This is a genomic window from Polaromonas sp. P3_B1, from assembly GCF_056402935.1.
Genome location: NZ_JBFUGK010000021.1, coordinates 35,548 through 61,333 on the forward strand (window position 1 = coordinate 35,548; position 25,786 = coordinate 61,333).

22 protein-coding genes are annotated in these 25,786 nt (G+C 63.2%); 15 read left to right on the forward strand and 7 right to left on the reverse strand.

The window, feature by feature from the left end; all coding sequences use genetic code 11:
• The first annotated feature begins 124 nt into the window (after window positions 1-124).
• Window positions 125-1,126, forward strand: a complete 1,002-nt coding sequence (locus AC1DXS_RS13730; protein WP_477738038.1) for a hypothetical protein — start codon at window positions 125-127, stop codon at window positions 1,124-1,126.
• The gene (locus AC1DXS_RS13735; RefSeq protein WP_477738039.1) at window positions 1,123-2,145 is read left to right on the forward strand and encodes a hypothetical protein; all 1,023 of its coding nucleotides are present in this window, start codon (window positions 1,123-1,125) and stop codon (window positions 2,143-2,145) included. Before AC1DXS_RS13730 ends, AC1DXS_RS13735 begins: the two co-directional genes overlap by 4 nt.
• Window positions 2,146-2,197: 52 nt before the next feature.
• Here AC1DXS_RS13735 and AC1DXS_RS13740 read toward each other — a convergent pair whose 3' ends face one another.
• Both AC1DXS_RS13740 and AC1DXS_RS13745 read right to left on the reverse strand, forming a co-directional pair.
• On the reverse strand, window positions 2,198-2,638 hold the full coding sequence (locus AC1DXS_RS13740; protein WP_477738040.1) for an acyl-CoA thioesterase: 441 nt from the start codon (window positions 2,636-2,638) through the stop codon (window positions 2,198-2,200).
• Window positions 2,639-2,670: 32 nt separating this feature from the next.
• On the reverse strand, window positions 2,671-3,699 hold the full coding sequence (locus AC1DXS_RS13745; RefSeq protein ID WP_477738041.1) for a LacI family DNA-binding transcriptional regulator: 1,029 nt from the start codon (window positions 3,697-3,699) through the stop codon (window positions 2,671-2,673).
• A 397-nt stretch (window positions 3,700-4,096) separates the two neighbouring features.
• Between AC1DXS_RS13745 and AC1DXS_RS13750 the strand changes: the two genes are divergently transcribed.
• From AC1DXS_RS13750 to AC1DXS_RS13770, 5 genes are all read left to right on the forward strand, one after another.
• Window positions 4,097-5,386 (forward strand): ABC transporter substrate-binding protein, encoded by a 1,290-nt coding sequence (locus tag AC1DXS_RS13750; protein WP_477738042.1) that lies wholly within the window; start codon window positions 4,097-4,099, stop codon window positions 5,384-5,386.
• Between the two features lie 145 nt (window positions 5,387-5,531).
• Entirely contained in the window at window positions 5,532-6,521 is a 990-nt protein-coding gene (locus AC1DXS_RS13755) for a carbohydrate ABC transporter permease (protein ID WP_477738043.1), read from the forward strand.
• 21 nt (window positions 6,522-6,542) lie between these two features.
• Window positions 6,543-7,598, forward strand: coding sequence for a carbohydrate ABC transporter permease (locus AC1DXS_RS13760; protein WP_477738044.1), 1,056 nt, complete (start codon window positions 6,543-6,545; stop codon window positions 7,596-7,598).
• Between the two features lie 14 nt (window positions 7,599-7,612).
• On the forward strand, window positions 7,613-8,614 hold the full coding sequence (locus AC1DXS_RS13765; protein WP_477738045.1) for an ABC transporter ATP-binding protein: 1,002 nt from the start codon (window positions 7,613-7,615) through the stop codon (window positions 8,612-8,614).
• A gap of 50 nt (window positions 8,615-8,664) precedes the next feature.
• Window positions 8,665-11,079 carry a TIM-barrel domain-containing protein gene (locus tag AC1DXS_RS13770; RefSeq protein WP_477738046.1) on the forward strand — a complete coding sequence of 805 codons (2,415 nt, stop codon included), beginning with the start codon at window positions 8,665-8,667 and terminating at the stop codon, window positions 11,077-11,079.
• Here AC1DXS_RS13770 and AC1DXS_RS13775 read toward each other — a convergent pair.
• From AC1DXS_RS13775 to AC1DXS_RS13785, 3 genes are all read right to left on the reverse strand, one after another.
• Complete coding sequence (locus tag AC1DXS_RS13775; RefSeq protein ID WP_477738047.1) at window positions 11,076-11,810, reverse strand: ABC transporter substrate-binding protein; 735 nt, start codon at window positions 11,808-11,810, stop codon at window positions 11,076-11,078. The genes AC1DXS_RS13770 and AC1DXS_RS13775 overlap by 4 nt on opposite strands.
• A 112-nt stretch (window positions 11,811-11,922) precedes the next feature.
• Window positions 11,923-12,285: a hypothetical protein gene (locus AC1DXS_RS13780; protein WP_477738048.1), complete on the reverse strand. Its 363-nt coding sequence runs from the start codon at window positions 12,283-12,285 to the stop codon at window positions 11,923-11,925.
• 135 nt (window positions 12,286-12,420) lie between these two features.
• A complete protein-coding gene (locus tag AC1DXS_RS13785; protein ID WP_477738049.1) occupies window positions 12,421-13,200 on the reverse strand; it encodes an IclR family transcriptional regulator in 780 nt (259 codons plus the stop codon).
• A gap of 207 nt (window positions 13,201-13,407) precedes the next feature.
• On the opposite strand from AC1DXS_RS13785, the gene AC1DXS_RS13790 reads away from it, so the two are divergent.
• Genes AC1DXS_RS13790 through AC1DXS_RS13810 form a run of 5 tightly spaced genes read left to right on the forward strand, consistent with a single transcriptional unit; the run spans window position 13,408 to window position 17,476 of the window.
• Window positions 13,408-14,439, forward strand: coding sequence for a TRAP transporter substrate-binding protein (locus AC1DXS_RS13790; protein ID WP_477738050.1), 1,032 nt, complete (start codon window positions 13,408-13,410; stop codon window positions 14,437-14,439).
• Between the two features lie 15 nt (window positions 14,440-14,454).
• On the forward strand, window positions 14,455-14,913 hold the full coding sequence (locus tag AC1DXS_RS13795) for a type II 3-dehydroquinate dehydratase (protein WP_477738051.1): 459 nt from the start codon (window positions 14,455-14,457) through the stop codon (window positions 14,911-14,913).
• Window position 14,914: 1 nt separating this feature from the next.
• The gene (locus AC1DXS_RS13800) at window positions 14,915-15,487 is read left to right on the forward strand and encodes a TRAP transporter small permease (RefSeq protein ID WP_477738052.1); all 573 of its coding nucleotides are present in this window, start codon (window positions 14,915-14,917) and stop codon (window positions 15,485-15,487) included.
• Window positions 15,484-16,761 carry a TRAP transporter large permease subunit gene (locus AC1DXS_RS13805; protein WP_477738053.1) on the forward strand — a complete coding sequence of 426 codons (1,278 nt, stop codon included), beginning with the start codon at window positions 15,484-15,486 and terminating at the stop codon, window positions 16,759-16,761. Before AC1DXS_RS13800 ends, AC1DXS_RS13805 begins: the two co-directional genes overlap by 4 nt.
• 22 nt (window positions 16,762-16,783) lie before the next feature.
• Complete coding sequence (locus tag AC1DXS_RS13810; RefSeq protein ID WP_477738054.1) at window positions 16,784-17,476, forward strand: hypothetical protein; 693 nt, start codon at window positions 16,784-16,786, stop codon at window positions 17,474-17,476.
• A gap of 99 nt (window positions 17,477-17,575) precedes the next feature.
• Here the strand turns inward: AC1DXS_RS13810 and AC1DXS_RS13815 are convergent, their stop codons facing one another.
• On the reverse strand, window positions 17,576-18,481 hold the full coding sequence (locus AC1DXS_RS13815) for a LysR substrate-binding domain-containing protein (protein ID WP_477738055.1): 906 nt from the start codon (window positions 18,479-18,481) through the stop codon (window positions 17,576-17,578).
• A gap of 174 nt (window positions 18,482-18,655) precedes the next feature.
• Between AC1DXS_RS13815 and AC1DXS_RS13820 the strand changes: the two genes are divergently transcribed.
• The 3 genes from AC1DXS_RS13820 to AC1DXS_RS13830 all read left to right on the forward strand — a co-directional run bounded on the left by AC1DXS_RS13820 (window position 18,656) and on the right by AC1DXS_RS13830 (window position 22,395).
• Window positions 18,656-19,633, forward strand: a complete 978-nt coding sequence (locus AC1DXS_RS13820) for a Bug family tripartite tricarboxylate transporter substrate binding protein (protein WP_477738056.1) — start codon at window positions 18,656-18,658, stop codon at window positions 19,631-19,633.
• A gap of 107 nt (window positions 19,634-19,740) precedes the next feature.
• Window positions 19,741-21,168 (forward strand): MmgE/PrpD family protein, encoded by a 1,428-nt coding sequence (locus tag AC1DXS_RS13825; RefSeq protein WP_477738057.1) that lies wholly within the window; start codon window positions 19,741-19,743, stop codon window positions 21,166-21,168.
• Window positions 21,169-21,246: 78 nt separating this feature from the next.
• Entirely contained in the window at window positions 21,247-22,395 is a 1,149-nt protein-coding gene (locus AC1DXS_RS13830) for an ABC transporter substrate-binding protein (RefSeq protein WP_477738058.1), read from the forward strand.
• A 49-nt stretch (window positions 22,396-22,444) separates the two neighbouring features.
• Here the strand turns inward: AC1DXS_RS13830 and icmF are convergent, their stop codons facing one another.
• Complete coding sequence (gene icmF / locus AC1DXS_RS13835; RefSeq protein ID WP_477738059.1) at window positions 22,445-25,768, reverse strand: fused isobutyryl-CoA mutase/GTPase IcmF; 3,324 nt, start codon at window positions 25,766-25,768, stop codon at window positions 22,445-22,447.
• Window positions 25,769-25,786 lie beyond the last annotated feature (18 nt).

Here is a 25,786-nt window from a genome sequence, read left to right on the forward strand (position 1 = left end):
ATGAGTTTGGCTCAAATACCGGTCAATTCAGAGAAAAGATCTGGACTTGCAGTAGAAACGCCTCTTGACGGGAATCGGCCTTGATTTCTAATCGCCTTTGAAATCATCGGAGGGGATTAAAAAAATGTTGCCCAGAATTGCAGTGTTCCTGGCCCTGGGGTTGGGGTGTTTTTCCATTTCAAGCGCCCAGCAGCTTGCAAACCCGATTGCAACAAGGCAGATAGGAACGCCGAACGCATTCCCGATGGCGATCTACAAAAACATCAAAGTGCAGGATTTGAATCAAATCCTGACTGATTCGTTTGTGGAATCCGGCTTCACCCTGCTTGCCGCCAAAAAAGACGCAGACAGCGCCACGGTCTTCCGGTTTTCTTATCCCGTGGACAAGAATGGCAAATACGGTGTTGTGATTTTTGGATTCAAGGTAGATGGCACCGTTGTCAATGGCCGGTGCATGAACTGTTTTTTGCGATGGGGAAAAATACAGGACGAAACGGACATCGGGAAATTTCCATGGATGGTCCAGTACGACCTGAGCAGCAGGCTTTACCCGGACATTGACCAAGCGTATTCGTCCATCAAAAACAAATCCCTGAACTACCTGGATCCCCAGCGCGGGTTTGATTACAAAAACGCATGGGGTGGAGAGCGTAATCGCTGGACTTACGACAACTCCTACGTCAAGGTCAAACTGCCGGATCTGAAGCGGGAGTGGGTCCGCGCCCTCACTGATTCCGGTTTCATCCTGTTGCGCGACAGCAATCCTGCCGCCGATGCCTCTGATTCTGTTGTGGATTTTTCATTTCCCATCGACAGCGATAAACCCGGTGGGGTGGTCTATTCCATTCAATTCCGGAGCCAGTTTGATGCCGATGGGCTTTGCTACCCTTGTGAGGCCAGCCCGTGGTATGACCCCTACCAGACATTGCCGCCCGCTGGTTTGTCTGCCATGCCCGGCAGGCTGACGCTGGCTTCGCGGTTTGAGGCCGGCCTCAACAGCGCATACGAGCAGATCAAGGCGTCGACGGAACGCAATCTTCGGCCAAGAACCCAATTCACCCGGCCGCCAAAATACGTTCCACCTGGCTCTCCGCGGCCGCCTCCGGTCCCTATGGTTGTGACATGAACCTGCACTGGCCGGTCGATACCGCCAATCACGGCCCACTCCTCTACGGACCGTGGTTTGACAGGCTGTTCCTCTTTGGCACGGTCGGCATTGCGCTGATTCTGGGCGCTTTGGCGATGATCTCGCCGGCGATGTTTTTGGCGGTAGTGCTGGTCGACGTCTGGCTGTTCGCCAGCCCCCACGTCATTGCCACCTACACCCGCATCGGGTTTGACAAAGCCCACGTTAAAAGGCACTGGTTCCTGATTTTCTGTTTGCCGCCCATCGTGCTGGTTCTTGTCACTATGGTCGCGCTGGCCTATGAGCTGGGTGGCTTGTTCACCTTGTATTTCATTGCCCAGACCTACCATGTCACCCGGCAGTCCTTCGGTATTTCAAGGGCGTACAGAAGGGCCGACCCGCAAGCGGCGGGCCCTGATCGTTTGTCGGAAAGCCTGATCTACCTCTTTCCCCTGTGGGGTTTGATGCATCGGTGTGCAGCGGCCCCCGACTTTTTCTATGGATATCCCATCTATCTTCCGCCTGTTAACGCTGCGTTGGCCGACGCAACAGGCATAGTCGCCATCCTTGCCGGCGCATGGTGGGCATATCGGCAGATACGCCTTGCTCTGGCGGGGCGGCTTAACGTGGGACACAGCCTGTTTGTGGCATCGCACCTGCTTGTCATCAGCGTGGCCTACCTGTGGGTCAAAGACATCACGTCGGGGTGGCTGGTGGTCAATATCTGGCACAACCTGCAATACCTGCTGTTTGTATGGCTGCAAAATGTTCGGCGTGACGCGCTGGGGCCTGTCGATACTCAGTACCTTCAGCGCCTGGTGAAGCCCTTGAAAAACGCGGGCAAATATCTCGCCGTATGCATGGTGTTGGGGGCAGTGATGTACCAAGCGCTGTCGGTGGCCGGCCAGCAATTGGTCTGGCTGGGACTGCCCACCGTGTTCATCCTGCATTTCACCGTGAATTTCCATCACTACCTGGTGGACGGCGTGATCTGGAAAAGACCTAAACCCGCTGCTTGACGCATCCGGTGCAAGAGTGCCCGTCGGTGCCTCAAACGTTTCAGGTATGGCGCTACCCGCCCTGGACCTGCATAAAGGCCTTCATCTGCTGGCCCAGCGCTGGCGGGAACGCGCAGGACTTGCGCAGTTGTGTGTCCATGTGAACGCCCAGCAGGGTCGTCACCGCGGCAAGTTCGCCGTCCCCCTCGCCGCCGTCCGCGCTGCGCATTTCGTGGCGAAAGCGGATTTTCTTGTCGTGCAGCTCAAGAATCTCCGAGTACACCGTCACCACATCCCCGGCCTTGAGTTCCCGTTTGTATTCGATGTGCTGGTCCACCGCCGCCATGCCGCGCCCCTGCTCGCGCAGGTAGCCGGGGGTGATGCCTATCTGGTGAAACAGGTTCCAGGTCGCTTCGTCGAATTTTCCGACGTACCACATCACATTCATGTGGCCCACATGGTCGCAATGCCAGGGGTAGACCGTGCCGCGGTAAGTGAGGTGCCGTGTGCTCATGTGGGTGCTCCTTTCAGGGTGATGGGCCAGTTTCAGGTCTCCAGCGCAGCCGCCATGCGGTGCGGCATGAGGCGTTCGCGTGGCGCTGCGCCGCCCCACAGGCTCAGCATCAGGTCCACGATGACCGGTCCGAAATCCTGGTGCGGAATTTCGACCGAGGTGAGCCACGGGGCGAGCCAGGCATTGATCGGGTTGCCGTCGATGCCGACCAGCTCGCAGTCGCCGGGCACCCGGATCCCGCTCTCGCGGGCCACGCGGTGCAGCCCGTAGGCGACCTGGTCGCTGATGCACATCGCGCCGCGCGGCCAGGCACCGGGCGCCGCGAACTGGGCCGCGGCGGCGTAGCCGATTTCCAGGTGCGAGATGCCCGGGGCCTCCACCCGGCGGATCCGGTCGGCTGACAAGCCCCTGGCGACGGCCCGCTCGCAGAAGCCCTGCACGCGTTCCCGGGTCGTGGACGATCCGCGTGACGGAAATACCACGGCCGGGGCATCGATGCCGCGGTCGAGCAGGTAGTCTGCGGCGGCGGCGCCGGCCGCCAGATTGTCCGGCCCCACGAAGGCGCAGGTGCCGAACGGGCTGCGCCGGCTGACGAAGACCATGGGCGCACCGCGCTCCACGAAGTCGCGCAGGCCGTCACTGGGTTGGGCCGCGACCATCACGTAGCCCTGCACGACCTGCGAACGCATGGCATTGAGATAGTCGTCCTGCAGCTCCGGCCGGTCGTGCGTGTCGCACAGGATCATCGTGTAGCCTGCCTGGCGCAGCGCGGCCTCGGTGGAGGCGGCCAGCGTGGCCATCACCGGGTTGTCGAGGTTGGCGGCCAGCATCGCGACCAGGCGGCTCTCACGGCTGCGTAGCGCGCGCCCCAGCTGGTTCGGGTGGTAGCCCACGGTCTTGATCGCCTCGCGCACGCGCGCCAGCGTTTCCGGCGAAGCCCGCCGGGTCTCGCCGTTCACGATGCGCGAGACGGTGGAGATGGAGACGCCGGCCTGTACGGCGACTTCGCTCAGCGAAACCGGGCCGACGCCCTTGCGCCTGCGCGGGGTGTCGTCGGTCATCGCTGCGGGCGGCAGGCCTGCCGGGTCTGGACGCCGCAGCGAATGTTAGGTTGGCGCGAAGGCCGGACAGGCGGATGGCGAGGCGGGAGTCCGGCGAGTGGAAAGCGAAGCATCGATGGGTCGTATTGTGGGAAAACAAGGGCGACGGCGGGTGGCCGACCGGCGGCGCGATCGGTGCGTGCCATCAACAACATATAACCGAGAAAACCGCGAATGACAAGTGTGGCAAACGATTGCCAAGCCTTGGCAAACGTTTGCCATAATACTTCAAAGTTCCCAATAATCGCAAACCCACGGCACAGGACGACATGGTTTTCACGTCGCCGGTGGCCGACGCGCATTCCTGAAGCCGACGACCGATCGGCCCCACTTTCCTTTTTTCCAGAAAGAGACAAGCATGAACTTCCAACTTCGCTCCCTCTCCAGCCATGCCATGCGCGCCGGCCTCCTGGGCGCCGCCGTCGCCACGCTGGCCACCAGCGCTTTCGCCGACATCCGCGTCATGTGCTACCAGGACGGTAATGAATGTGATGTCACGGCCGACCTCATCAAGCGTTATGAAGCCCAGAACGCCGGCGCCAAGGTGATCCTCGACGTGGTGCCCTACAAGACCGTGGTCGAGCAGTTGCCCGTGCAGCTCGCGGCCGGCCAGGGCCCCGACATCGCGCGTGTCGCCGAGATCGGCGGCCTGTCGAAGAACTACATCGACATCAGCGCCTATGTGAAGGACCGCAAGTACTGGGAAGACAACTTCGGTAGCACCCTGCCCTGGATGCGCAACAAGGCGGGCGACAAGGGCATTTACGGTTTCCTGTCGCAAATGACCATGACCGGCCCCTTCGTCAACAAGACCTTGTTCGAGCAGGCCAAGGTGCCCATGCCCGGCCCCAAGGCCACCTGGGAAGAGTGGGTCGATGCGGCGCGCAAGGTGGCCAAGGCCACGCAGACCCCGGCCGCCATGGCCTGGGACCGCTCGGGCCACCGCTTCGCAGGCCCCGCCGTGAGCTACGGCGCGAAGATCTTCGACGCCAAGGGCAACCTCACGGTTGACGCGGGCTATAAGACCGCCGTGGGCAAGTTCGTCGGCTGGCACAAGGACGGCACCATGCTCAAGGATGTCTGGGGCGGCTCGGGCGGCTCCAGCTATGCCGATGCCGTGGGCGAATTCAAGAACGGCCGTGTAGTGATGATCCTGTCGGGCTCCTGGCAGATCAACCGCATGCAAAAGGAAATCGGCAATGCCTTCGACTGGGTCGCCGTGCCCAACCCTTGCGGCCCCGCAGCCTGCTCGGGCATGCCCGGCGGCGCGGCCTGGGTGGCGCTCAAGACCACGAAGTCCCCGAAAGAGGTGGGCCGCTTCCTGGACTTCATGGCGCAGGAGGCCAATGTCGCCGAATTCGCATCGCGCACCAACACCATTCCCGCCCACGCCGGGGTGGCCAAGCGGGGCCTGGCGTACACCAGTGCGGGCCCGGCCGCCAAGGCGGCGCTGACCGTCTTTACCAACGGCACCGGCACCATCGCGGCCCCGGCCTATGCGCTGCAAGGCTACAAGTACAACCGCGCCCTGATGCTGCCGACCGTGACCCGCGTCACCCAGGCCATCGTGGGGGAGATCAGCGTGGATGAGGCCGTGACCAAGATCGGCACCGACATGGCTGAGGCGGTCAAGCAAGCCGAGAAGTAGCACACCCCCGTGGCGCGCACTGCGTGCGCGCCTCCCCCCTTTGCAGGGGGCGATACCTGCGGCCTGGCGAAGCCAGTTCCGCGGTATCCCTGGCATAAGGCAGCGGTGCAGTGTGCTGCGGATGGGACAGTAGATCGGAGTCGGTATGTCAGTCTTTTCGGCCTTTCTGGGCTTTTTGTTCAACCTGTTCGAGCCGGTTTTCCGGCTGGGCCAGAAATGGCTGGGCGCTTCGCGCATAGGCTGGCTTTTTGTCGGGCCCAACCTGGTGATCATCAGCATCTTCACCTTTTTGCCCATTGCGGTGAACCTGGTGTACGCGGTGACCGGCGGGGTGAATTTACTGCCCACGCAGCGGCCTTTCACCGGGCTGGAGAACTTCGCCATCCTGCTGGAATGCCGCGACTATGCGGACCTGCAAACCTGCCGTACCGACATCTTCTGGCGATCCATTGCCAACACGGTCAAGTTCAGCCTGATCCAGGTGGCCTTGATGGTGTTTTTCTCGCTGGTCACGGCCCTGGTGCTGAACCGAAAAATCATAGGCCGCGGTTTCTGGCGCGGCGTGTTCTTTTACCCGGTGTTGCTGTCGCCAGTGGTGGTGGCGCTGATCTGGAAATGGCTGCTGCAAAGCCAGGGCGTGTTCAATGCCGCGCTGGTGGCCATGGGCGGCTCGCCCATGGACTGGTTGCTGGACAGGCACTGGGCCTTCTTCTGGGTGGTGGTGGTGTCGATCTGGGCCCACATGGGTTTTTACACGCTGATCCTGCTGGCCGGCCTGCAGGCGATCCCCAAAGATGTCTACGAAGCCGCCGAGATGGACGCCGCGCCGCCGTGGCGCGTGCTCAGGCGCATCACGCTGCCGCTGCTCATGCCCAACCTGATCGTGGTGCTGGTGCTGGTGATGATCCGCGCGGTGCAAAGCTTTGACGAGGTGTTTGTGCTTACCGGCGGCGGCCCAGGCTCGGCCACCACCTTCATCGTGCAGTACATCTACCAGACCGGCTTTGCCGAGCAGATCCACCTCTACGGCCTGGCGGCAGCGGCCTCGCTGATCCTGGCGGCCGGACTGATGGCCCTGACGCTTGCGCAGTTGCGGCTGTCCAAGGCCAGCGAAGCCGGCAAGACAAAGAAATAAGCAGAGAACAGGACAAGGGTCATGGCAAATTTCTTTACCCGCACCAAGGGCCATAAATACGGTGGCACCCACCTGCATTGGACCGACTGGGTCTCCTACGCCTACTTGCTGGCCGGCCTGATCGTGATGTTCGGCCCGGTGCTGTGGCTCGTGGCATCGTCGTTCAAAACCGAAAGCGCGCTGAGCCAGTTCCCGCCCACCTTTTTGCCCTACACCCAGAAAGAAGTGGTGGTGGCCGGCTACGACAAACCGCTGCCGTTGTATCAGGCCAAGGATGAGCAGGGCAAGACCCGCGAGCTGGCCCAGGTGCGGCGCATAGGCCTGGTCGCCACCATGGTCGACCCCGCAGCGCCGCAGACCGAGTTGCGCGTCAACATCAACGACCGCAAGCCGGTCAACGAACTCAAATTCGCCGGCAGCAACTACACCGAAATCTTCGGCAAGTTCGCCTTCGGCACCTATTTGTGGAACAGCGTGTTCATCACCGTGGTGGCCACCCTGCTCACGCTGCTGTTCAATTCGATGGCGGCCTTTGCGCTCTCCAAATACCAGTTCACCGGGCAGAAGACGGTGTTTGTGCTGATCATCGCCACGCTGATGATTCCGCCCACCATCATCCTGGTGCCGGCCTTCCTGGTGATCTCCGAGCTCAATCTGCTGAACAACCTCTGGGGTGTGATCCTGCCCGCGGTAGCCACGCCCACCGGCGTGTTCCTGCTGCGCCAGTACATGCTGACCATTCCGGACGAGCTGCTGGAGGCCGCGCGCATGGACAACGCCAGCGAGTGGCGCATCTACTGGAAGATCATCCTGCCGCTGGCCGCGCCGGCCATGGCGGTGCTGGCGATTTTCTCCTTCATGTGGCGCTGGAACGATTTCCTGTGGCCGCTGATCGTGCTGTCCAAGTCGGAGCACTTCACCCTGCAGCTCGCGCTCAACGCCTTCCAGGGCGAGCTCAACACGCAGTGGCATTACCTGCTGGCAATGACCGTGATCACCCTGATCCCGATCACCCTGGTCTTTGCCTTCCTGCAGAAATACATCGCGACCGGCATTGCCAGTGCCGGCGTCAAATAAACCGAGGACTCCCCGTGGCCACTCTTGAACTCGCCAACGTCGTCAAAACCTTCGACAAAGCCACCATCATCCACGGCGTGGACCTGACCGTTTCAGACGGTGAATTCGTGGTCTTCGTCGGCCCCTCGGGCTGCGGCAAATCCACGCTGCTGCGCATCATCTCGGGGCTGGAGCCCGCGAGCAGCGGCGACATCCGCATCGACGGCCAACGCGTCAACGAAGTCAGCGCTGCGCACCGCGGCTGCTCCATGGTGTTCCAGTCTTATGCGCTGTACCCGCACATGAGCGTTTACGACAACATGGCCTTCGGCCTGGAAAACCTGGGCGTGGCGAAATCCGTGATCGAAAGCAAGGTCAACGCCGCGGCCACCATGCTGCAACTCGCACCGCTGCTGCAGCGCAAGCCCACCCAGCTTTCGGGCGGGCAGCGCCAGCGCGTGGCCATAGGCCGCTCCATCGTGCGCGAACCCAAGCTGTTTCTGTTCGACGAGCCGCTGTCCAACCTCGATGCCGAACTGCGCGTCTCCATGCGTGCCGAGATCCGCGACCTGCATGCCCGCCTGGGTGCGACCATGATTTACGTCACCCACGACCAGGTCGAGGCCATGACCATGGCCGACAAGATCGTCGTGCTGCGCGCCGGCCGCATTGAGCAGGTCGGCTCGCCGCTGGAGTTGTACAACCGGCCCTGCAACCAGTTTGTGGCCGGCTTTATCGGTAGCCCGCGCATGAACTTTGTGCCGGCCGCTGAAATTCCGGGCGCCAAGGCCGGCGCCCAGACCGTGGGCATCAGGCCCGAACACGCGCAGCTGTCAAACGACGGCCCGCTGCAACTGGTGGTGTCCCAGGTTGAGCAGCTCGGCAGCACCAGCATCCTGCACGGCAAGGTGGTGGACGGCGCACCTTTCGAGTTGATCTTGAGCGGCCAGACGGCCATCAAGCGCGGCGACACCGTGCGGGTGAGTGCGCCTGCGGAGCAGCTGCACTACTTCGACCAGAACGGCCTGCGCCTGTGAGCGCCGCGCCTGCCCAATCCGACTCCCGATCTCTCCCGAATTTTTCGACCATGCGCCTGGACCACCCTCCCGTATTCACCCTTCAATCCCAGAGCGGCAACCACCTTGTACTGGGCAGCGACGGCGCCGCCGTGGCCCACATCTGGGTGCTTGAAGAAGACATCGTCCGCGTGCTGCTGCTGCCGCAAGGCCAACTGCAAATGCCGCGCAGCTGGACGGTGGCGCCCGGCCTGGAAAACCTCCCCGTCGAAGGCCGCGACCGTTTTGACGTGAGCGGCTTTTCGCTGCCCAAGTTTGAGCTTGAGCAGGACGGCACGCAACTGCGCATCACCACCGCCGCCGTGCGCCTGACCGTCTCGCTTGAGGGCTTCTTTTGCCGCTGGGAAAGCCTGCACCAGGGCTGCTGGCAGGCCACCGCTGCCGACCGCTCCACGCAGAGCTACAACTTCGGCTGGTGGGACGAAAAGGTCTACCACTACCTGCAGCGCGAGCGCGGCGAGGCCTACTTCGGCCTCGGCGAGCGCGCCGGCGACGCCAACCGCGCCGGCCAGCGCTACCGCATGTGCAACCTCGACCCCATGGGCTACAGCGCGCGCAGCACCGACCCGCTGTACAAACACATCCCGTTTTACATCACGCGCAAGGGTGGCGAGCATGACGCCGGTTTGAGCTACGGCCTGTTTTACGACACCTTGTCCGACTGCAGCTTCGACATGGGCCGCGAGATGGACAACTACCACGGCCACTACCGCTACTTCGTGGCCGACCATGGCGACCTCGACCTGTATTACATCGCCGGCGACGGCCCGGCCGCCATCACGCGCCGCTACACCTGGCTCACCGGCCGGCCGGTCTTCCCGCCGCGCTACGCACTGGGCTATTCGGGATCGACCATGAGCTACACCGACGCGCCGAATGCGCAGGAGCGCATGGGCGAGTTCCTCGAACGCTGCGAAGAGCACGACATTCCTTGCGACTCCTTTCACCTGTCGTCGGGCTACACCTCGATAGGCCCGGGCCGCTACGTCTTTAACTGGAACCGCGACAAATTCCCCGACCCGGCGGCCTTTGTGCAAAGCTACCTGGATCGCGGCGTGCGCCTGGTGCCCAACATCAAGCCCGCGCTGCTCGGCAACCATCCGCGCTTCGAAGAAGCCCGGCAGGCCGGCCTGCTGGTGCAGGACCCGGACGGCCAGCCCACCGCCATCCAGTTCTGGGACGGCACCGGCGCCTACCTCGACTTCACCAACCCCAAAACCATAGACTGGTGGAAAAAGCAGGTGACTGAGCAGCTGCTTGAGTACGGCATCCCCGCCACCTGGAACGACAACAACGAATATGAAATCTGGAGCGACAAGGCGCTGGCCCACGGCTTCGGCGCGCCGCGGCCCGCGCGCGAGGTGCGCCCGCTGCAGACCCTGCTGATGATGCAGGCCTCGCACGCCGCGCAGACCGAATTCGCGCCCGCCGAGCGGCCTTACCTGGTGTCGCGCTCAGGCGCCGCCGGCATGCAGCGTTATGTGCAGACCTGGTCGGGCGACAACTACACGGCCTGGGAAACCCTGCGCTACAACATCCGCATGGGCCTGGGTCTCGCGATGTCGGGCGTGTCCAACACCGGGCATGACATCGGCGGCTTCTCCGGCCCCGCGCCCGGGCCCGAGCTGTTGCTGCGCTGGGTGCAGCACGGCATCTTTTTGCCGCGCTTCAGCATCCATTCATGGAACGACGACAAGACCGTCAACGAACCCTGGATGTACCCCGAGGTAACGCCGCAAATTCGCGAGCTGATACGCCTGCGCTACCGGCTCATGCCCTACCTCTACGACCTCGTGTGGCGTTATCACAGCGCCTACGAACCCATCATCCGGCCGACCTACCACGACTTCCCTGAAGACACGCGCTGCCTGGAAGAAAACGACGACATGCTGTTGGGCGCCAACTTGCTGGTGGCCTCGGTGGTCGAGCCCGGCCAGACGCGGCGCCCCGTGTGGCTGCCAGGCACCGGGGGCTGGTACGAAGTGCACACGGCGCGGCGCTTTGATGCCGGCCAATCGGTGACGCTGGAAGCGCCGCTGGACGGCCCGCCGCCCTTGCTGGCGCGCGAAGGCTGCGCCATACCGCTCAACCTCGGCGAGGTCCATTTCGCGAACGCGCAGGATGTGCGCGGCTTCCAGGTCTTTCCGCAGCGAGGCGAGGGCAATTTCGAAGCCAGCTGTTTTGAAGACGATGGCCATAGCCAGGCCTGGCGCAGCGGGGCTTATGGGCAGTGGTGTTTGCGCGTCGAATCCACCGCGCAAGGCCTGCACATCGCGGTGTCCCGCGAAGGCGCAAAGCCGCCGGTGCAGGGTAGCCTGGTTTTGCTGCTGCCCGCCGCCGAGCAACGCAAGCTCAGCTTTGCCGGCGGGGCGTTGATGCAGGACCAGCTGGAAGGCGCCTGGCGTCGGCTGACTCTGAAGCTTTAACCCGGAGGCGCAACAGCGGCGCCTTCTATGCCATGGCGCGCCAGGGCCTCCGCCACAAAACCGCTGGCCTTCATGTCTTCCACAAACGCACGAAGCGCATCGGCGGCCGCTTCGCCGCGCGTCTTGGGCACGCCCATGGCTTGGCGTATCACCATGAAATGGCCGGGAAGCAGGCGCAGGCCGCCGATCTGGCGGGCATCGGCTTCCAGTTGCTGCTTGACGCCGGCTGCGACGTCGAGGTTTTGTTCCACAAAAGTGGCCACCGTGGTCGGTGAGCTTGGCGCCCTGACGATTTCCGCGTGCTTGAGTTCCCGGGTCAGAAACAGGTCATAGGCGCTGCCCAGGCCCACCGCGACACGGCGGCCGGCTTTGTCCACCTCTTCATTCGCGCGCAGCGGAGAATCTTCGCGCACCAGGTAGCAACCCTCGATCAGCACATAGGGCGCGGTGAACGCAATCTCCTTGCCGCGCACCGGGTCGATTGCAAAGAAACCGAAATCAGCGCGCTCCTCGTTCACCGCCTGCACGGACTTGCCTGCCGTGTCCATCACCACCAGCTCCAGGGGCAGTCCCAGCCTTTCGGCGAAGGCGCGCGCCAGGTCTATGGACACGCCGAAAGGTGCGCCCGTGGCCGGGTCGGCATTGGCCAGGATGGGGTTGCCCAGGTTGATGGAGGCGCGCAGCGTTCCGGTCGGGGCGAACAGTTTGGCAAGCGAGGCGTTGGTAGCCATCGAGGTTTCCTTTTAGCTAGCGAGGATTCTGGTGATTTTCTTCGGATTGTGCAGTGTGCTGGAGGGGATACCTGCACTCCGGCAGGTCGGACCGGTTCAAGGGCGCCAGGTTCTAGCCCGCATGGCTCTGCACTTTGTAGACCCGCCAGGAGCCGGGGCCCTGCTTGCGCAGGTAAAAGCGAACCGAGCAGTCAAAAAAATCCACGCTGACTTCCGTCGGATCAGGGTCCTGGCCACCGGCCAGGCGGCGAAGGCGGTTGCCATGGGTCTGGAAGGGCGTGAACGAAGTCGGGCTGACGCAGCTGCGCAGCCGGGCTTTCCAGCCGGGGTCGGTGTCCACGCTTTCGATGTAGGCATGGGTCGCGGCGATGGCTTCCTCGGGCCTGTGCTCGCGCTTGGCCCACCAAACCAACAGGGCCGCGCCGGCGAGGACTGCGGCAAGGGTGGAAATCACGGCTTTGCGCATGGCGAGCATATGGCCGCTTCAGGGGCGCGGTCAGCGTAAGACATTTTTAATGTATTGGTGTGTGGCCCGATGGATGCCTGAAATTGGCTTTTTGAGCCTGCAATAGGCCCTTCTCTCGGCCAACAGACCAGCCCGGGCGCTTGTTCAGGCCCGCTTCTTGAACATGGCAGACGCACCACTCGCCGCGCGAATCTCGTCAGCCGTGTGCAGCAAAGCTTCCGACAACTCCTCCATGCGCGCCTCGGTCAGGCGCACCAGCGGTCCGGCGATGGTGACCACGCCGATCGCGCCCGTGGGCGACATCACCGGCGCGGCCATGGCCGTCATCTGCGGGGCAAATACTTCGTTGATCATGCTGAAGCCGCGCTTGCGTGCCGCCTGCACATAGGCCAGCAGCGCCTTGACGGTGGTGGGGGCCTTGGGGCCGAAGTCTTTGGGCAAACCAAAGCCCTGCCTGGTAACGAGCCGCATGGCTTCCTCGTCGCTCATGGTCGACAGCCAGGCGTGGCCGGCGGCGCTGCACGACAGGCGCACCGACAGGCCCATGTCGGGGTCATAGCGCAGGCCGCGGCGTGCGCCCTGCGCCTTGGCGACAAAGGTGAGGTCGTCGCCGTCGACCACGGCCAGGCGCACCAGCTCGCCCGATTCTTCGGCCAGGCTGTCGAGCAGCGGCTGCGCCACATCAACCACGCCGGACGCGCTCAAAAAGCCCAGGCCCAGCGACACGAGCTTGATGGTCAAAACATATTCGCCCTGCTCACGCACCTGGCGCACATAGCCGCAACGGCACAACTCGGCCAGCAGGCGGTGGGTGGCGCTGAGCGGCATGTCGAGCGTGGTGGCAATCATGGAGACGGTTTGCCCCTCGGGGTGCGCGGCCAGCTGCTCCAGGGTTTTAAAGCTTCGTTCGAGAAGGGTGCTCATGGGGAAATGACGTTTTTGGGCAGAGGCATGGGCCGTATTTGGCCATGCCTCTGGGCCGGGCGAATCACAAAATGATAGTGGTTTTCCATAATGGAAAGACTTTCCACATTGATTGATGATCCAGCCTGCCCTGAGGGTGGCGCGCGTAGCGGCGCAGCCCGTTCGTTCACTTTCCCCTATTCAAATCCGAGACAAAAGGAACCTTCCATGACGTCGATGCCCTCCATCCGTTTCACCCGCCGCACCCTCGCCCTGGCCGCAGCCGCCCTGTTGGGCCTCTCGACCGCCGCCCTGGCGCAGGACATCCAGGAACGCACCATCAAGTTCGGCCACCTGAACAACCCCGACCACCCGACCAGCCTGGGCGTGCGCAAGTTCGCCGAGATCGTGGCCGCCAAGAGCGGCGGCAAGATCAAGGTGCAGGAATTCGCGGCCTCGCAGCTCGGCAACGAGCTGCAGCAGCAGTCGGCGCTGCAGGGCGGCGTGCAGGAAATGCTGGTGGCCTCGACGACGTCGCTGAACGGCATCGTCAAGGAATTCGGCCTGCTCGACTTTCCCTTCCTCTTTGCCAACGCAAAACAGGCCGATGCGCTGGTCGACGGCCCGCTGGGCAAGATGCTGACCGCCAAACTGCCTGAAAAAGGCGTGATCGTGCTGGGCTTCTTCGACCTGGGCTTTCGCAACGTCACCAACAGCAAGCGCCCCATCATGAAAGGCGCCGACCTGGAAGGCCTGAAGCTGCGCGTGATCCCGAACCCGGTGTTCCTGGAAACCTTCAAGACCTTCAAAGCCAACCCGGTGCCCATGCCCTTTGCCGAGCTGTACGGCGCGCTCGAGAGCAAGGCTGTGGACGGCCAGGAAAACCCCTTCGCGGTGATCGCCTCGAGCAAGTTCTATGAGGTGCAGAAGTACGTGAGCGGTACCAACCACGTCTATGCCACCAACCCGATCCAGATCAGCAAGCGCTTCTGGGACAAGCTCTCGGCGACGGAGCACAAGATCCTGCAGGACGCCGCCATCGAAGCCCAAAACTGGCAGCGCGTGGTCAGCCGTGAAGTCTCGGCCAAGGCCCTGGGCGAGCTCACCGCCAAGGGCATGCTCTACAACGACGTGCCGCCCGCCGAGCTGGCCAAGATGCGTGCCGAAGTGCGTCCTGTCTACGAGAAATTTTCCGCCGCCTATGACCCGGCCGTCGTGACCCTCTTCAAGTCCGAGCTGGAACGGGTTTCAAAGTTCTGATGGTGAAGTTCTGACATGAAAATACTTGTCCTCCACGGGCCCAACCTGAACCTGTTCGGCCGCCGCGAACCGCACATCTACGGCACCACCACGCTCGCACAGATCGACGCCATGCTGGCAACACTGGCCGGGGAACTGGGCGTGACGCTGGAAACCCTCCAGTCGAACCACGAAGGCGCGCTGATTGATTTCCTGCACCAGCACATCGACGCCGCGCAGGGCGCGCTGGTCAACCCCGCCGGGCTCACGCAGCATGGCGTGCCGCTGCACGACGCGATCAAGGCCATGCCCTTCCCGGTGGTCGAGGTGCACATGTCCAACCTCGCGACACGCGAGCCCTGGCGCCATCACTCGATCATCTCGCCGGCGGTGAAAGGAACGATCCAGGGATTCGGTCCGCGTTCCTACCTGCAGGGCCTTCGGGTCGTGACCGACATCGCGCGCGAAGCACAGGCCCTTGCCACGCAGAACTGACATGGACACCTTCGTCGACAAGGCCTGCAAAGGCATCGAGTTTCTGATCGCGCTCGGCCTGGCCGTCATGGTCGTGCTGGTGTTCGGCAACGTCGTGCTGCGCTACGGCTTCAACTCGGGCATCACGGTGTCCGAAGAGGTATCGCGCTGGCTCTTCATCTGGGGCACTTTTCTTGGTGCGCTGGTCGCACTGCGTGAACACGGCCACCTCGGCATGGACATGGTGGTGGGGCGGCTGCCGGTCATCGGCAAAAAAATCTGCCTCGTCGTCGGCCACGCGCTGATGATCTTCATCGTGGTGCTGCTGGCCTTGGGTAGCTGGGAACAGGTCAAGATCAACTGGGACGTGACGGCGCCGACGACCGGCTGGTCCATGTCCATCGTTTACCTCTCGGGTCTCGTGTTCGGCGTGCTGGCGTGCGGCCTGCTGCTGCTGGATTTGTGGAAGGCCGTCACCGGCCGGCTGTCGGATGATGAACTGGTCATGGTGCAGGAGTCGGAAGAGGCCGTGCAGCTCAAGCAGGTGCTGGACGATGCGCGGCAGCCGGACAACACCGCGGGAGCACGGCCATGACGATCTTCATTTTCATCGGCTCGCTGCTGGCCGCGATGGCCCTGGGCATTCCCATCGCGTTTGCGTTGCTGGCCAGCGGTGTCGCCCTGATGTGGCACCTGCAATTGTTCGACGCGCAGATCCTGGCGCAGAACCTGGTCGGGGGCGCCGACAGCTTCCCGCTGCTGGCCGTGCCCTTCTTCATGCTGGCCGGCGAAATCATGAACGTCGGCGGCCTGTCGCGCCGCATCGTCGACCTGGCGCTGGCGCTGGTCGGCCACGTCAAGGGCGGCCTGGGCTACGTGACCATCATGGCGGGTTGCCTGCTGTCGGCGCTGTCGGGCTCGGCCGTGGCCGACGCGGCCGCGCTCACCGCCTTGCTGCTGCCGATGATGGTCAAGGCCGGGCACGACAAGAAGCGCGCCGGTGGCCTGATCGCCTCCGTGGGCGTGATCGGCCCGGTGATCCCGCCCAGCATCGGGCTGGTGATCTTCGGCGTGGCGGCCAATGTGTCGATCTCCAAGCTCTTCTTCGCGGCCGTGGTGCCGGGACTGCTGATTGGCGGCGCGCTGTGGATCACCTGGGCCTGGCTGGTGCGGCGCGAGGCCATCGTGCCGCCGCCGCGCAAGAGCGGCGCCGAGGTCATGAAGGCCTTTCGCAACGCCACCTGGGCGTTGATCCTTCCGGTCATCATCCTGGTCGGCCTGCGCATGGGCGTGTTCACGCCCACCGAGGCAGCCGTGGTGGCGGCCGTCTACGCGCTGTTTGTCTCGACCGTGATCTACCGCGAACTCAAGCTCCCGCAGCTCTACGGCGTGTTCGTCGCCTCGGCCAAGACCAGCGCCATCGTGATGTTCTTGATCGCCGCGGCCATGGTCAGCGCCTGGCTGATCACCGTCGCCAACCTGCCGGGCATGGTGGTGGACTTGCTCAAGCCCTTCATGGGCAGCCCCATTCTGCTGATGGCGGCGATCATGGTGCTGGTGATGCTGGTGGGCACCGCGATGGACATGACACCCACCATCCTGATCCTCACGCCGGTGCTGATGCCCGTGGTCAAGGCCGCAGGCATCGATCCGGTCTACTTCGGTGTGCTGTTCATCATCAACAACTCGATCGGGCTGGTGACGCCGCCGGTGGGCACGGTGCTCAACGTGGTGGCGGGCGTCGGCAAGATCAGCATGGACGACGTCACCAAGGGTGTCATCCCGTTCATGATCGCCGAGTTTGCGGTGATGTTTTTGATGGTGGTGTTCCCCAAGCTGGTCACGGTGCCGGCAAGCTGGTTCTACTGAGGCTCTGCGGAGATTCGAAGACATGGCACTTTTAGGCAATGCAGCAGTCGCCATGTGGTGGGACATCCTGCCTGCGCAACGGGACGAGTTCCAGGAGTGGCACTCTCGCGAACACTTTCCGGAACGCATGGGCATTGATGGCTTTCTGCGCGGCTCACGCTGGGCCCACGTTGACGGAGGAACGGGGTTTTTTGTGATGTACGAACTGGCATCGTATGAAACCCTTACTTCTCCGGGATACCTGCAGAGCCTCAATAACCCGTCGCCGTGGTCGGCGAAGATGATGCCGCACCACCTGCACATGGTGCGCAGCCAGTGCAAGCTGCTCAGCAGTTTCGGCGCCGGACTGGGTCAGGCGGTGCTGACGATTCGCCTGTCACCTGCGGATGGACAGGCAGCGCCATTGCTGGCCCGGCTGGAGAGGCTGCTGGCGCACCAGGCGGAAAGCAGGGGCATCGTCGGGGCGCACCTGCTGCAAACCAGAACGCCGGAGGTAGCCATGACGCAGGAGCAAAAAATCCGCGGCGGAGATGCCACCGCCGACTGGATTGTCTTGCTGTCGTCTTATGAGACGGAGGTCTTGCGACTCGCCCTGACCAACGAGCTGTCGCCGCAGCGCCTTCAGGCTGCAGGCGCCCTTGCGGCCATGAAACACGACATCTACGCTCTCTCCTATTCATTGGGGAGGCATGACTTGAAACCTGTCGCGCAGTAGCAGGCTCTACGGGCTGGTCACGTATTCCGCCGATACTGCCCACCCACGTGTGTTGGATCACGCCGCCTCTGCCCCATTCAGCAGGCCACCGCCGCAGCGTCAGGGGCCAGGCGGCGACTGGCCCGTCAACCACTGGCGCAGCGATTGGATGACGGGCGCCTTGGCGCGCTCGTTCGTCGTCACCAGAAAGTAACTGCGCGGCGAAATGAAGGGCTTGTCATTCAGTTTGATCAAGCGCCCGGCTTGCAGCGCCGAGGCGCTCGCATAGTCCGGCGCCAATGCGACGCCCAGGCCGGCCTCTGCTGCCATCAACCCAAGCGACAGCAGGCCGTAGTGGGCGCCCGGCATCGGGACTTCTACAGACGCGCCCAGCTGCCGCAGGTAGGCTGCCCAGGAGTTGGGCGCCATGCTCTGGTGCAGCAAGGGCAGCGCGGCCATTTGCGCGCCCGTCAGCGGCGCCCTCAGCCGGCTCAGCGTGGGCGCCGCAAGAGGAAAGGAGTGCAGAGGGTGCAGCAGGTCGGCCACGCAGCCAGGCTCCGGCCCTTCGCAGTGGACGATGGCCGCGTCCAGCCCCGAGTCGCGCATGCTGATGGGCCCGGTGTGCGTGGCCACGTCCAGCTGGATCTGCCGGTGCGCGGTGGCGAAGGCGCACAGCCGTGGCATGGCCCACAGCGTGCCAAAGGTAGTGGGCACAGACAGCCGCAGTATCTTGCCTGGCATGGAGCCCATGGATGCGGCGATGGTCGCTGACTCCAGCTCGTCCAGCAGGGTTCGCACCCGCCGCAGGTAGCTGGCACCGTCAACCGTCAGCTCCATCCCGCTGGTTGTGCGCCGGCAAAGTGCAACGCCGACAAAGCCCTCCAGGTCCGACAGCTGGCGGCTCACCGCGCTTTGCGTCAGGCCCAGTTCATCGGCGGCGGCAGTGATGCTCAGGCGCCGGGCAATCACCTCGAAGGTGTTGAGGTTGACGATGGAGGGCAAGTGGCGCTGCGTCGGATATTTCATGGCGGTTACGGCCATTATTGGCATGGCATCCATTCGTCCGCAATGAAAAAGGCCGTGTGGTCATGAAATAAATGCAGGGGGGTATGCGCTTATTCCGTTGGACAGGCCATCGCGCATGTCAGATATTCAGGGCGCCCGGTAAGGGCCCCTCAAGAACAGAAGTTGGAGTCATAGATGTCGAAATTTCAAGCACGCCTTGTTGTACTGCTGCTGGCGGCGGCCACGCTGGCTGGCACCGTCCTGGCGGCGGATTGGCCCGCCACCCAGCCTATCAAACTGATCGTGCCCTCGTCCGCCGGCGGTACGCCAGACCTCACCAGCCGCAAGCTGGCCTACTACCTGCAGGAAAAGCTCAAGCAATCGGTGATCGTCGAGAATCGCCCGGGCGCGGCAGGCACCATCGCCATGCAGGCGGTGGCTACCGCTAAGCCCGACGGTTACACGCTGGGCTTCGGCAATATCGTGACCATGGCGATCAACCGCGGCCTGATCGCCAAGATGCCCTACAACCCCGACAAAGACCTGGCACCGGTGGCCGTGCTCTCGCAGGTCCCCAACGTCCTGGTGGTCCGCCAGGGTTTGCCCATCACCTCGGTGCGCGAGTTGGTCATCTATGCCAAGAGCCACCCGGGCCGCCTGGCCATGGGGTCCGGCGGCAACGGCACCACCAGCCACCTCAGCGGCGAAATCCTCAAGGAAAAAGCCGGCATCAGCTTCAGCCACATTCCCTACCGCGGCGCCCCGCAGGCGCAGAGCGACCTGATCGGGGGGCAAATCGATTTCATGTTCGACAACCTGCCGTCCATGGTGGGCGCCGTCCAGTCGGGCAAGGTGCGTCCGCTCGCAGTGACCAGCAAACGTCGCTCGGCGCTGCTGCCCGACGTGCCGACCATGGAGGAGGCGGGCATTGCAGGCTTCGAGGTAGTCGCCTGGGGCGGCATCGTGGCTCCGACGGGCACGCCCCGGCCGGTGATCCTGCGCCTGAACCGTGAAATCAACAACTGGTTGCAGGCACCTGCGACTAAGGCTGAATTCGCGCAAACAGGGCAGGTCGCACTCGGCGGAACGCCCGAGTTTTTCAAGACGCATATCGACAGCGAGGCAAAAAAATGGGGTGACGTGATCCGTACCGCCGGAGTCAAGCTTGACTGATGTTGCCTGGCCTTTCGCGTAGACCTGCAGTTGCGTTTCGGCTATTCGCTTTACACAAGGATGCGCTGACAGGCGCAGCCCATACCAAACACACCTCAAAGACAAGCATGCCCAGTTCCTCCGTTCCCGCCACCCATGTTCTCGCGCACTGGGCCGCCACGGTCCCCAATCAATGGGGTGAATCCACCTTGCGCACCGCAGAGCACTCCCTGGAGGACACCATCGCCGCCATGGTGGCAGGTGCGGGGGATCCGGTTTGCGCCTCGGTACGGGCGGGATTGCGTGTCGCGGGACCGGTCCCGGTGGTGGGCAGCAACACCGGGACTTGTGCCGCCTTCAGTGCGCTGGCCAACGGCACGGCCGCCCATGCGCGGGAGCTCGATGAGATGTTTTTCGTCGCCGGAGGTCATTTTGGCTGCGCTGTGATCCCAGCCATCCTGGCGCAAGCCCACGAGATGGATGCCACACTGGACGCCGTGCTGGACGCGCTGATCGTCGGGAGCGAGGTGATGGCCCGCGTCGGGATGGCGATGGACCGGTCTCATGCCGAAAAAGGCTGGCACGGCACTCAAACCATTGGCGTGATCGCTGCCGCAGTAGCTTGCGGCAGACTGCTTGGGCTGGACGCGGCCAGGATGACGCATGCCCTGAGCCTGGCCGTTTCCATGGCAGCTGGACCCAAGGTCCAGTTCGGCACCGACACGAAACCCGTACATGCCGGACTGGCGGCTCAAGGCGGTGTCCTGGCCGCATCGCTTGCAGCGTCGGGCGTCACGGGCAGCGAGAAAGCCCTGGAAGGCCCGCACGGGTTTGGCGCGCTCTACGCCGGGGGCTCTGCGGCCGACTGGCAGTCCGTGGCTGCGGTCGGTGACGGCCCGCTGGCGATCGACAGCCACGGCCTGGCGTTCAAGCTGTATCCCAACTGTGCGTCCACACACCGCTGCCTGGACGCGTTGCAAGCCCTCGCCAGCGAAAACCGATTCGGCATGGAAGACGTTGAGCGTGTCGAAACATGGGTAGGGCGCGTCAACCTGGTGAACCTCAAATACCCGGAGCCCAGGAATCCCCGCGAGGCCATGTTCTCCATGCCTTACGTGATAGCAACGATGCTCCGTTACGGCACGGTCACCTTGGCCGACTTCACGCCGCAAGCGGTGCATGACGATATGACCCGACGGCTCATGCCACGCGTCGAATTGCGCTTGAACTCGACACGTACAGAAACCGCGACGCAGCTGCTTCCCCACACCACAGCCGTGACCTTGAAGGACGGACGACGCCTGGAGCGCGTCGTTCAACACGCCAAAGGGTCATTCCTGAATCCGTTTTCGGCCTTGGAGCGGCAAGCCAAATTTGAACAATGCACAACAGGCATCCTTCCGCAAGAGCGCCTGGCACCGCTTCGCGACAGCCTTGCCAGGCCGCAAGGCGTCAAGGTTCGCCAACTGATGGCGCAGCTGCAGTTCGAAGCCGAGGTCGATGACGGTACACGTTTCGGCCGCCCACGAAGAGGCGGGCCAGAGTCCCTTCCTTGATCCATGGAATACAGCCTTGCTGACCACTGATCGATACCCAGGTCCGTCAGATTCGCAGCACAAAAGGAAACTCTCATCATGCGCAACCGTTGTTTATCGTCGGCTTTCGCCAAGGCCCTGAAGGCACTGGCCGTGGCTGCCCTTGTGATGGGAATTGGTCCGATACTCGCCGCCGAGATCGTGGTGGGCCAGGTCGGCCCCATGTCAGGGCCGGAGGCCGGTCAGGGCCGCGCTTACGCCGCCGGCATGCAATTGCATTTCACCGCCCTGAACAAGGCCGGCGGCATCAACGGCCATAAGTTCACACTCTTGCGCAAGGACGACGGGGGAGCACCCGACGACACAGTCACCTTGACAAAGCAGATGATTGCCGAAGATAACCCGATGGTCCTGGCCGGTTACTTTGGTGGCAGGAATGTGGCCGGTCTGGTGTCTGCGGGCATCTTGGCAAAAGAGAAGATTGCCCTGGTGGGCTACCGCACTTCGGAGATCCAGCCGGACGCTCCCTACCTGTATAGCGTGCGGGCAGGCCTGCGGGACGAGATTTCCAGACTCATTGAGCATCTGGCCACCATCGGGATCAAGCGCCTGGGCTTCTTCCATGAGGCTGGGCCGGGCTCGACTTCGGTCATCGCCGCGGCCGAGGATGCGGCCAGGAAAGCCGGGGCGACTATTGAGGGACGCGGCTCCTACGTCGCCAACACGGTCGCCGTGACTGACGCCGTGGACACTTTCATGAACATGCAGCCGCAAGCGATCATCATGGTCTCCAGCGGAGCTGCCGCGGCCGGCTTTATTGAGAAGTACCGTATCGCTGGCGGCGCGGCTCAACTGCTAGCGCATTCGGGCGCCGACATCGAGCAGCTCTCCAAACGGCTGTCTCCGGAGCAGATGCAAGGTGTGGCTATCGCCCAGGTGACGCCAAGTCCGTACAAGGTCTCCAACCAGCTCGTCAAGGAATTTGCCGACATTGCAGCCAAGGCGCGTAACCTGGAAGTGCCTGTGAGCTACGCCATGATGGAGGGCTACATCGCCGCTCGCGTCATTTCCGAGGCGATACGCCGCCAAGGCAGCAGGCCCAGCCACGAAGGGACCGTTCTAGCCTTGGACAGCATGAGTAGTTTTGACCTTGGTGGTTACGTGATCAGCTTTAAACCTGGACAGCATTCCGGCTCCAGCTTCGTCGAGTTATCCATCGTCACCAGTGCTGGAAGGATTCGTCAATAGCTCAAATCATTTGCCGTTGATCAATTGGGTCATAGCAGCCCCCGGCGATTTACATATTCCGCCGGTACTGCCCACCCACCTCAAACAGCGCATTGGTGATCTGCCCCAGCGAGCAGACGCGCACGGCCTCCATCAGTACTTCGAAGACGTTGAGGTTTTCGATCACGGCCTGCTGCAGGCGTTTGAGCATGGCCGGTGATTCGGCGGCGTGGCGGCGATGGAAGTCTTCCAGGCGCTTGAGCTGGCTTTGTTTTTCTTCTTCGGTGGAGCGCGCCAGTTCGAGCTTGTCCTGCACCGCGTCGCCGTGCGGGTTGCGGAAGGTGTTGACGCCGATGATGGGCAGCTCGCCGGTGTGCTTGAGCATCTCGTAGTGTATGGACTCGTCCTGGATGCGGCCGCGCTGGTAGCCGGTCTCCATGGCGCCCAGTACGCCGCCGCGCTCGGCGATGCGCTCGAACTCGCTGAGTACCGCTTCCTCGAGCAACTCGGTGAGCTCCTCGATGATGAACGCGCCCTGCGAGGGGTTTTCGTTCTTGGCCAGGCCCCATTCGCGGTTGATGATGAGCTGGATGGCCATGGCGCGGCGCACCGATTCTTCGGTGGGCGTGGTGATGGCTTCGTCAAACGCGTTGGTGTGCAGCGAGTTGCAGTTGTCGTAAATCGCGATCAGCGCCTGCAGCGTGGTGCGTATGTCGTTGAACTGGATTTCCTGCGCGTGCAGGCTGCGGCCCGAGGTCTGGATGTGGTATTTCAGTTTCTGGCTGCGCTCGTTGGCGCCGTATTTTTCCTTCATGGCCACGGCCCAGATGCGGCGCGCGACGCGACCCATCACGGTGTACTCCGGGTCCATGCCGTTGCTGAAGAAGAAGCTCAGGTTGGGCGCAAAGTCGTCGATGTGCATGCCGCGCGCGAGATACGCTTCGACAAAGGTGAAACCGTTGGACAGCGTGAAGGCCAGCTGGCTGATGGGGTTGGCGCCGGCTTCGGCGATGTGGTAGCCGCTGATGGAGACGCTGTAGAAGTTGCGCACCCGGTTGTGCACAAAGTACTGGGCGATGTCGCCCATGACCTTGAGGCTGAACTCGGTGGAGAAGATGCAGGTGTTCTGGCCCTGGTCTTCTTTCAGGATGTCGGCCTGCACCGTGCCGCGCACATTCTCCTGCACCCATTCGCGGATCTTGGCGGCCTCGGTGGCCGTGGGGTCGCGGCCGTTGTCCTTCTTGAACTTGTCGAGGTTCTGGTCGATGGCTGTGTTCATGAACATCGCGAGGATGGTCGGGGCCGGGCCGTTGATGGTCATGGAGACCGAGGTCGACGGATTGCACAGGTCAAAGCCGTCGTACAGCACCTTCATGTCGTCGAGTGTGGCGATGGACACGCCCGAGTTGCCGACCTTGCCGTAGATGTCGGGGCGCAGGGCCGGGTCGTTGCCGTAGAGCGTGACCGAGTCGAAGGCGGTGGACAGGCGTTTGGCGGCCATGCCTTCGCTGAGCAGCTTGAAGCGGGTGTTGGTGCGGAAGGGGTCTCCTTCGCCGGCGAACATGCGGGTCGGGTCTTCGCCCTCGCGCTTGAAGGCAAAGGTGCCGGCGGTGTAGGGATAGCTGCCGGGCACGTTGTCCAGCATCAGCCATTTGAGGATTTCGCCGTGGTCTTCGTACTGCGGCAGGGCTACCTTGCGGATGGTGGTGCCCGAGAGTGACTTGGTGGTCAGCGCGGTGCGGATTTCCTTGTCGCGGATTTTCACGACGTATTCGTCGCCGGCATAGGCGGCCTGCATGTCGGGCCACTGGGCCAGCAGGGCGCGGGCGTCGGCGTCCATGCGCGCCTTGCGGTGGCCGGCCAGGTCCAGCGCGGCTTCGGCGGCCGGTGCGCGGTCGGGCTTGTCGATCTTGAGCATGGCGGCGGCCGCCTTGAGCTGCTGCACCTCGCGGGCCAGCTGGGCCTGGGCGCGGGCACGCTTTTTGTAGCCGCGCACGGTGTCGCTGATCTCGGCCAGGTAGCGCGTGCGCGCAGCCGGCACCACCGGGGTCTGGTTGGTGCTGTGGCGCACTTCGGCCGCGGGCAGCACGCCGCCTTCGAGGGCCAGGCCCAGCGCGGCCAGGCGCGGCTTGAGCGCCTGGTAAAGCGCGGTGACGCCGTCGTCGTTGAAGCGCGCGGCCATGGTGCCGAAGACCGGCATCTTGTCGGCCGGTGTGCTCCAGGCTTCCTTGTTGCGCTGCACTTGTTTGGAGACATCGCGCAAGGCGTCGAGCGAGCCCTTGCGGTCGAACTTGTTGATGGCGATGAACTCGGCGAAGTCCAGCATGTCGATTTTTTCGAGCTGGCTGGCTGCGCCGAACTCGGGCGTCATCACATACATGGGCACATCCACATGCGGCACGATGGCGGCGTCGCCCTGTCCTATGCCCGAGGTCTCGACGACGATCAGGTCAAAGCCCGCGCATTTGCAGGCGGCGATCACGTCGGGCAGGGCCTGGCTGATCTCGGAGCCGAAGTCGCGCGTGGCCAGGCTGCGCATAAAGACGCGCTGGCCGCTGTCGGTGTTCCTTTGCCCGGCTGCGGGAACAGTCCAGGGGTTGATGGCGTTCATGCGGATGCGGTCGCCCAGCAGGGCGCCGCCGCTTTTGCGGCGTGAGGGGTCGATGCTGATGACGGCCACACGCAGCTTGTCGTTCTGGTCCAGGCGCAAGCGGCGTATCAATTCGTCGGTCAGCGAGGACTTGCCGGCGCCGCCGGTGCCGGTGATGCCCAGCACGGGAATCTTGCGGGTGGCAGCTTGGGTGCGTACCTTGTCGACCAGCGCCGCATCGGCCTTGCCGTTCTCCAAAGCAGTGATCAGCTGGGCCAACGCCCGCCAGTTCATCTCGCCATGGCCTTCAATGGCCTTGACGTTTTTGGGCGCGAAACCGGTCAGGTCCTTGTCGCAGCGCATGACCATCTCGCCGATCATGCCGGCCAGGCCCATCTTCTGACCGTCCTCGGGGCTGTAGATGCGGGTGACGCCGTAGGCATGCAGCTCGCGGATTTCGGGCGGCACGATGACGCCGCCGCCGCCGCCGAAAACCTGGATGTGCTCGCCGCCGCGGCTCTTGAGCAGGTCGACCATGTACTTGAAGTACTCGACATGCCCGCCCTGGTAGGAGCTGATGGCGATGCCCTGGGCGTCTTCCTGCAGGGCGGCCGTGACGACTTCGTCAACGCTACGGTTGTGGCCCAGGTGGATGACCTCGGCGCCCATGCTCTGCAGGATGCGCCGCATGATGTTGATGGCCGCGTCATGCCCGTCGAACAGGCTGGCCGCGGTGATAAAGCGCACCTTGTGCGTGGGGCGATAGCTGGCGAGCGCTTTGTATTCAGCGGACATGTCGGTCATGGTTGTCTCCGGGCGATG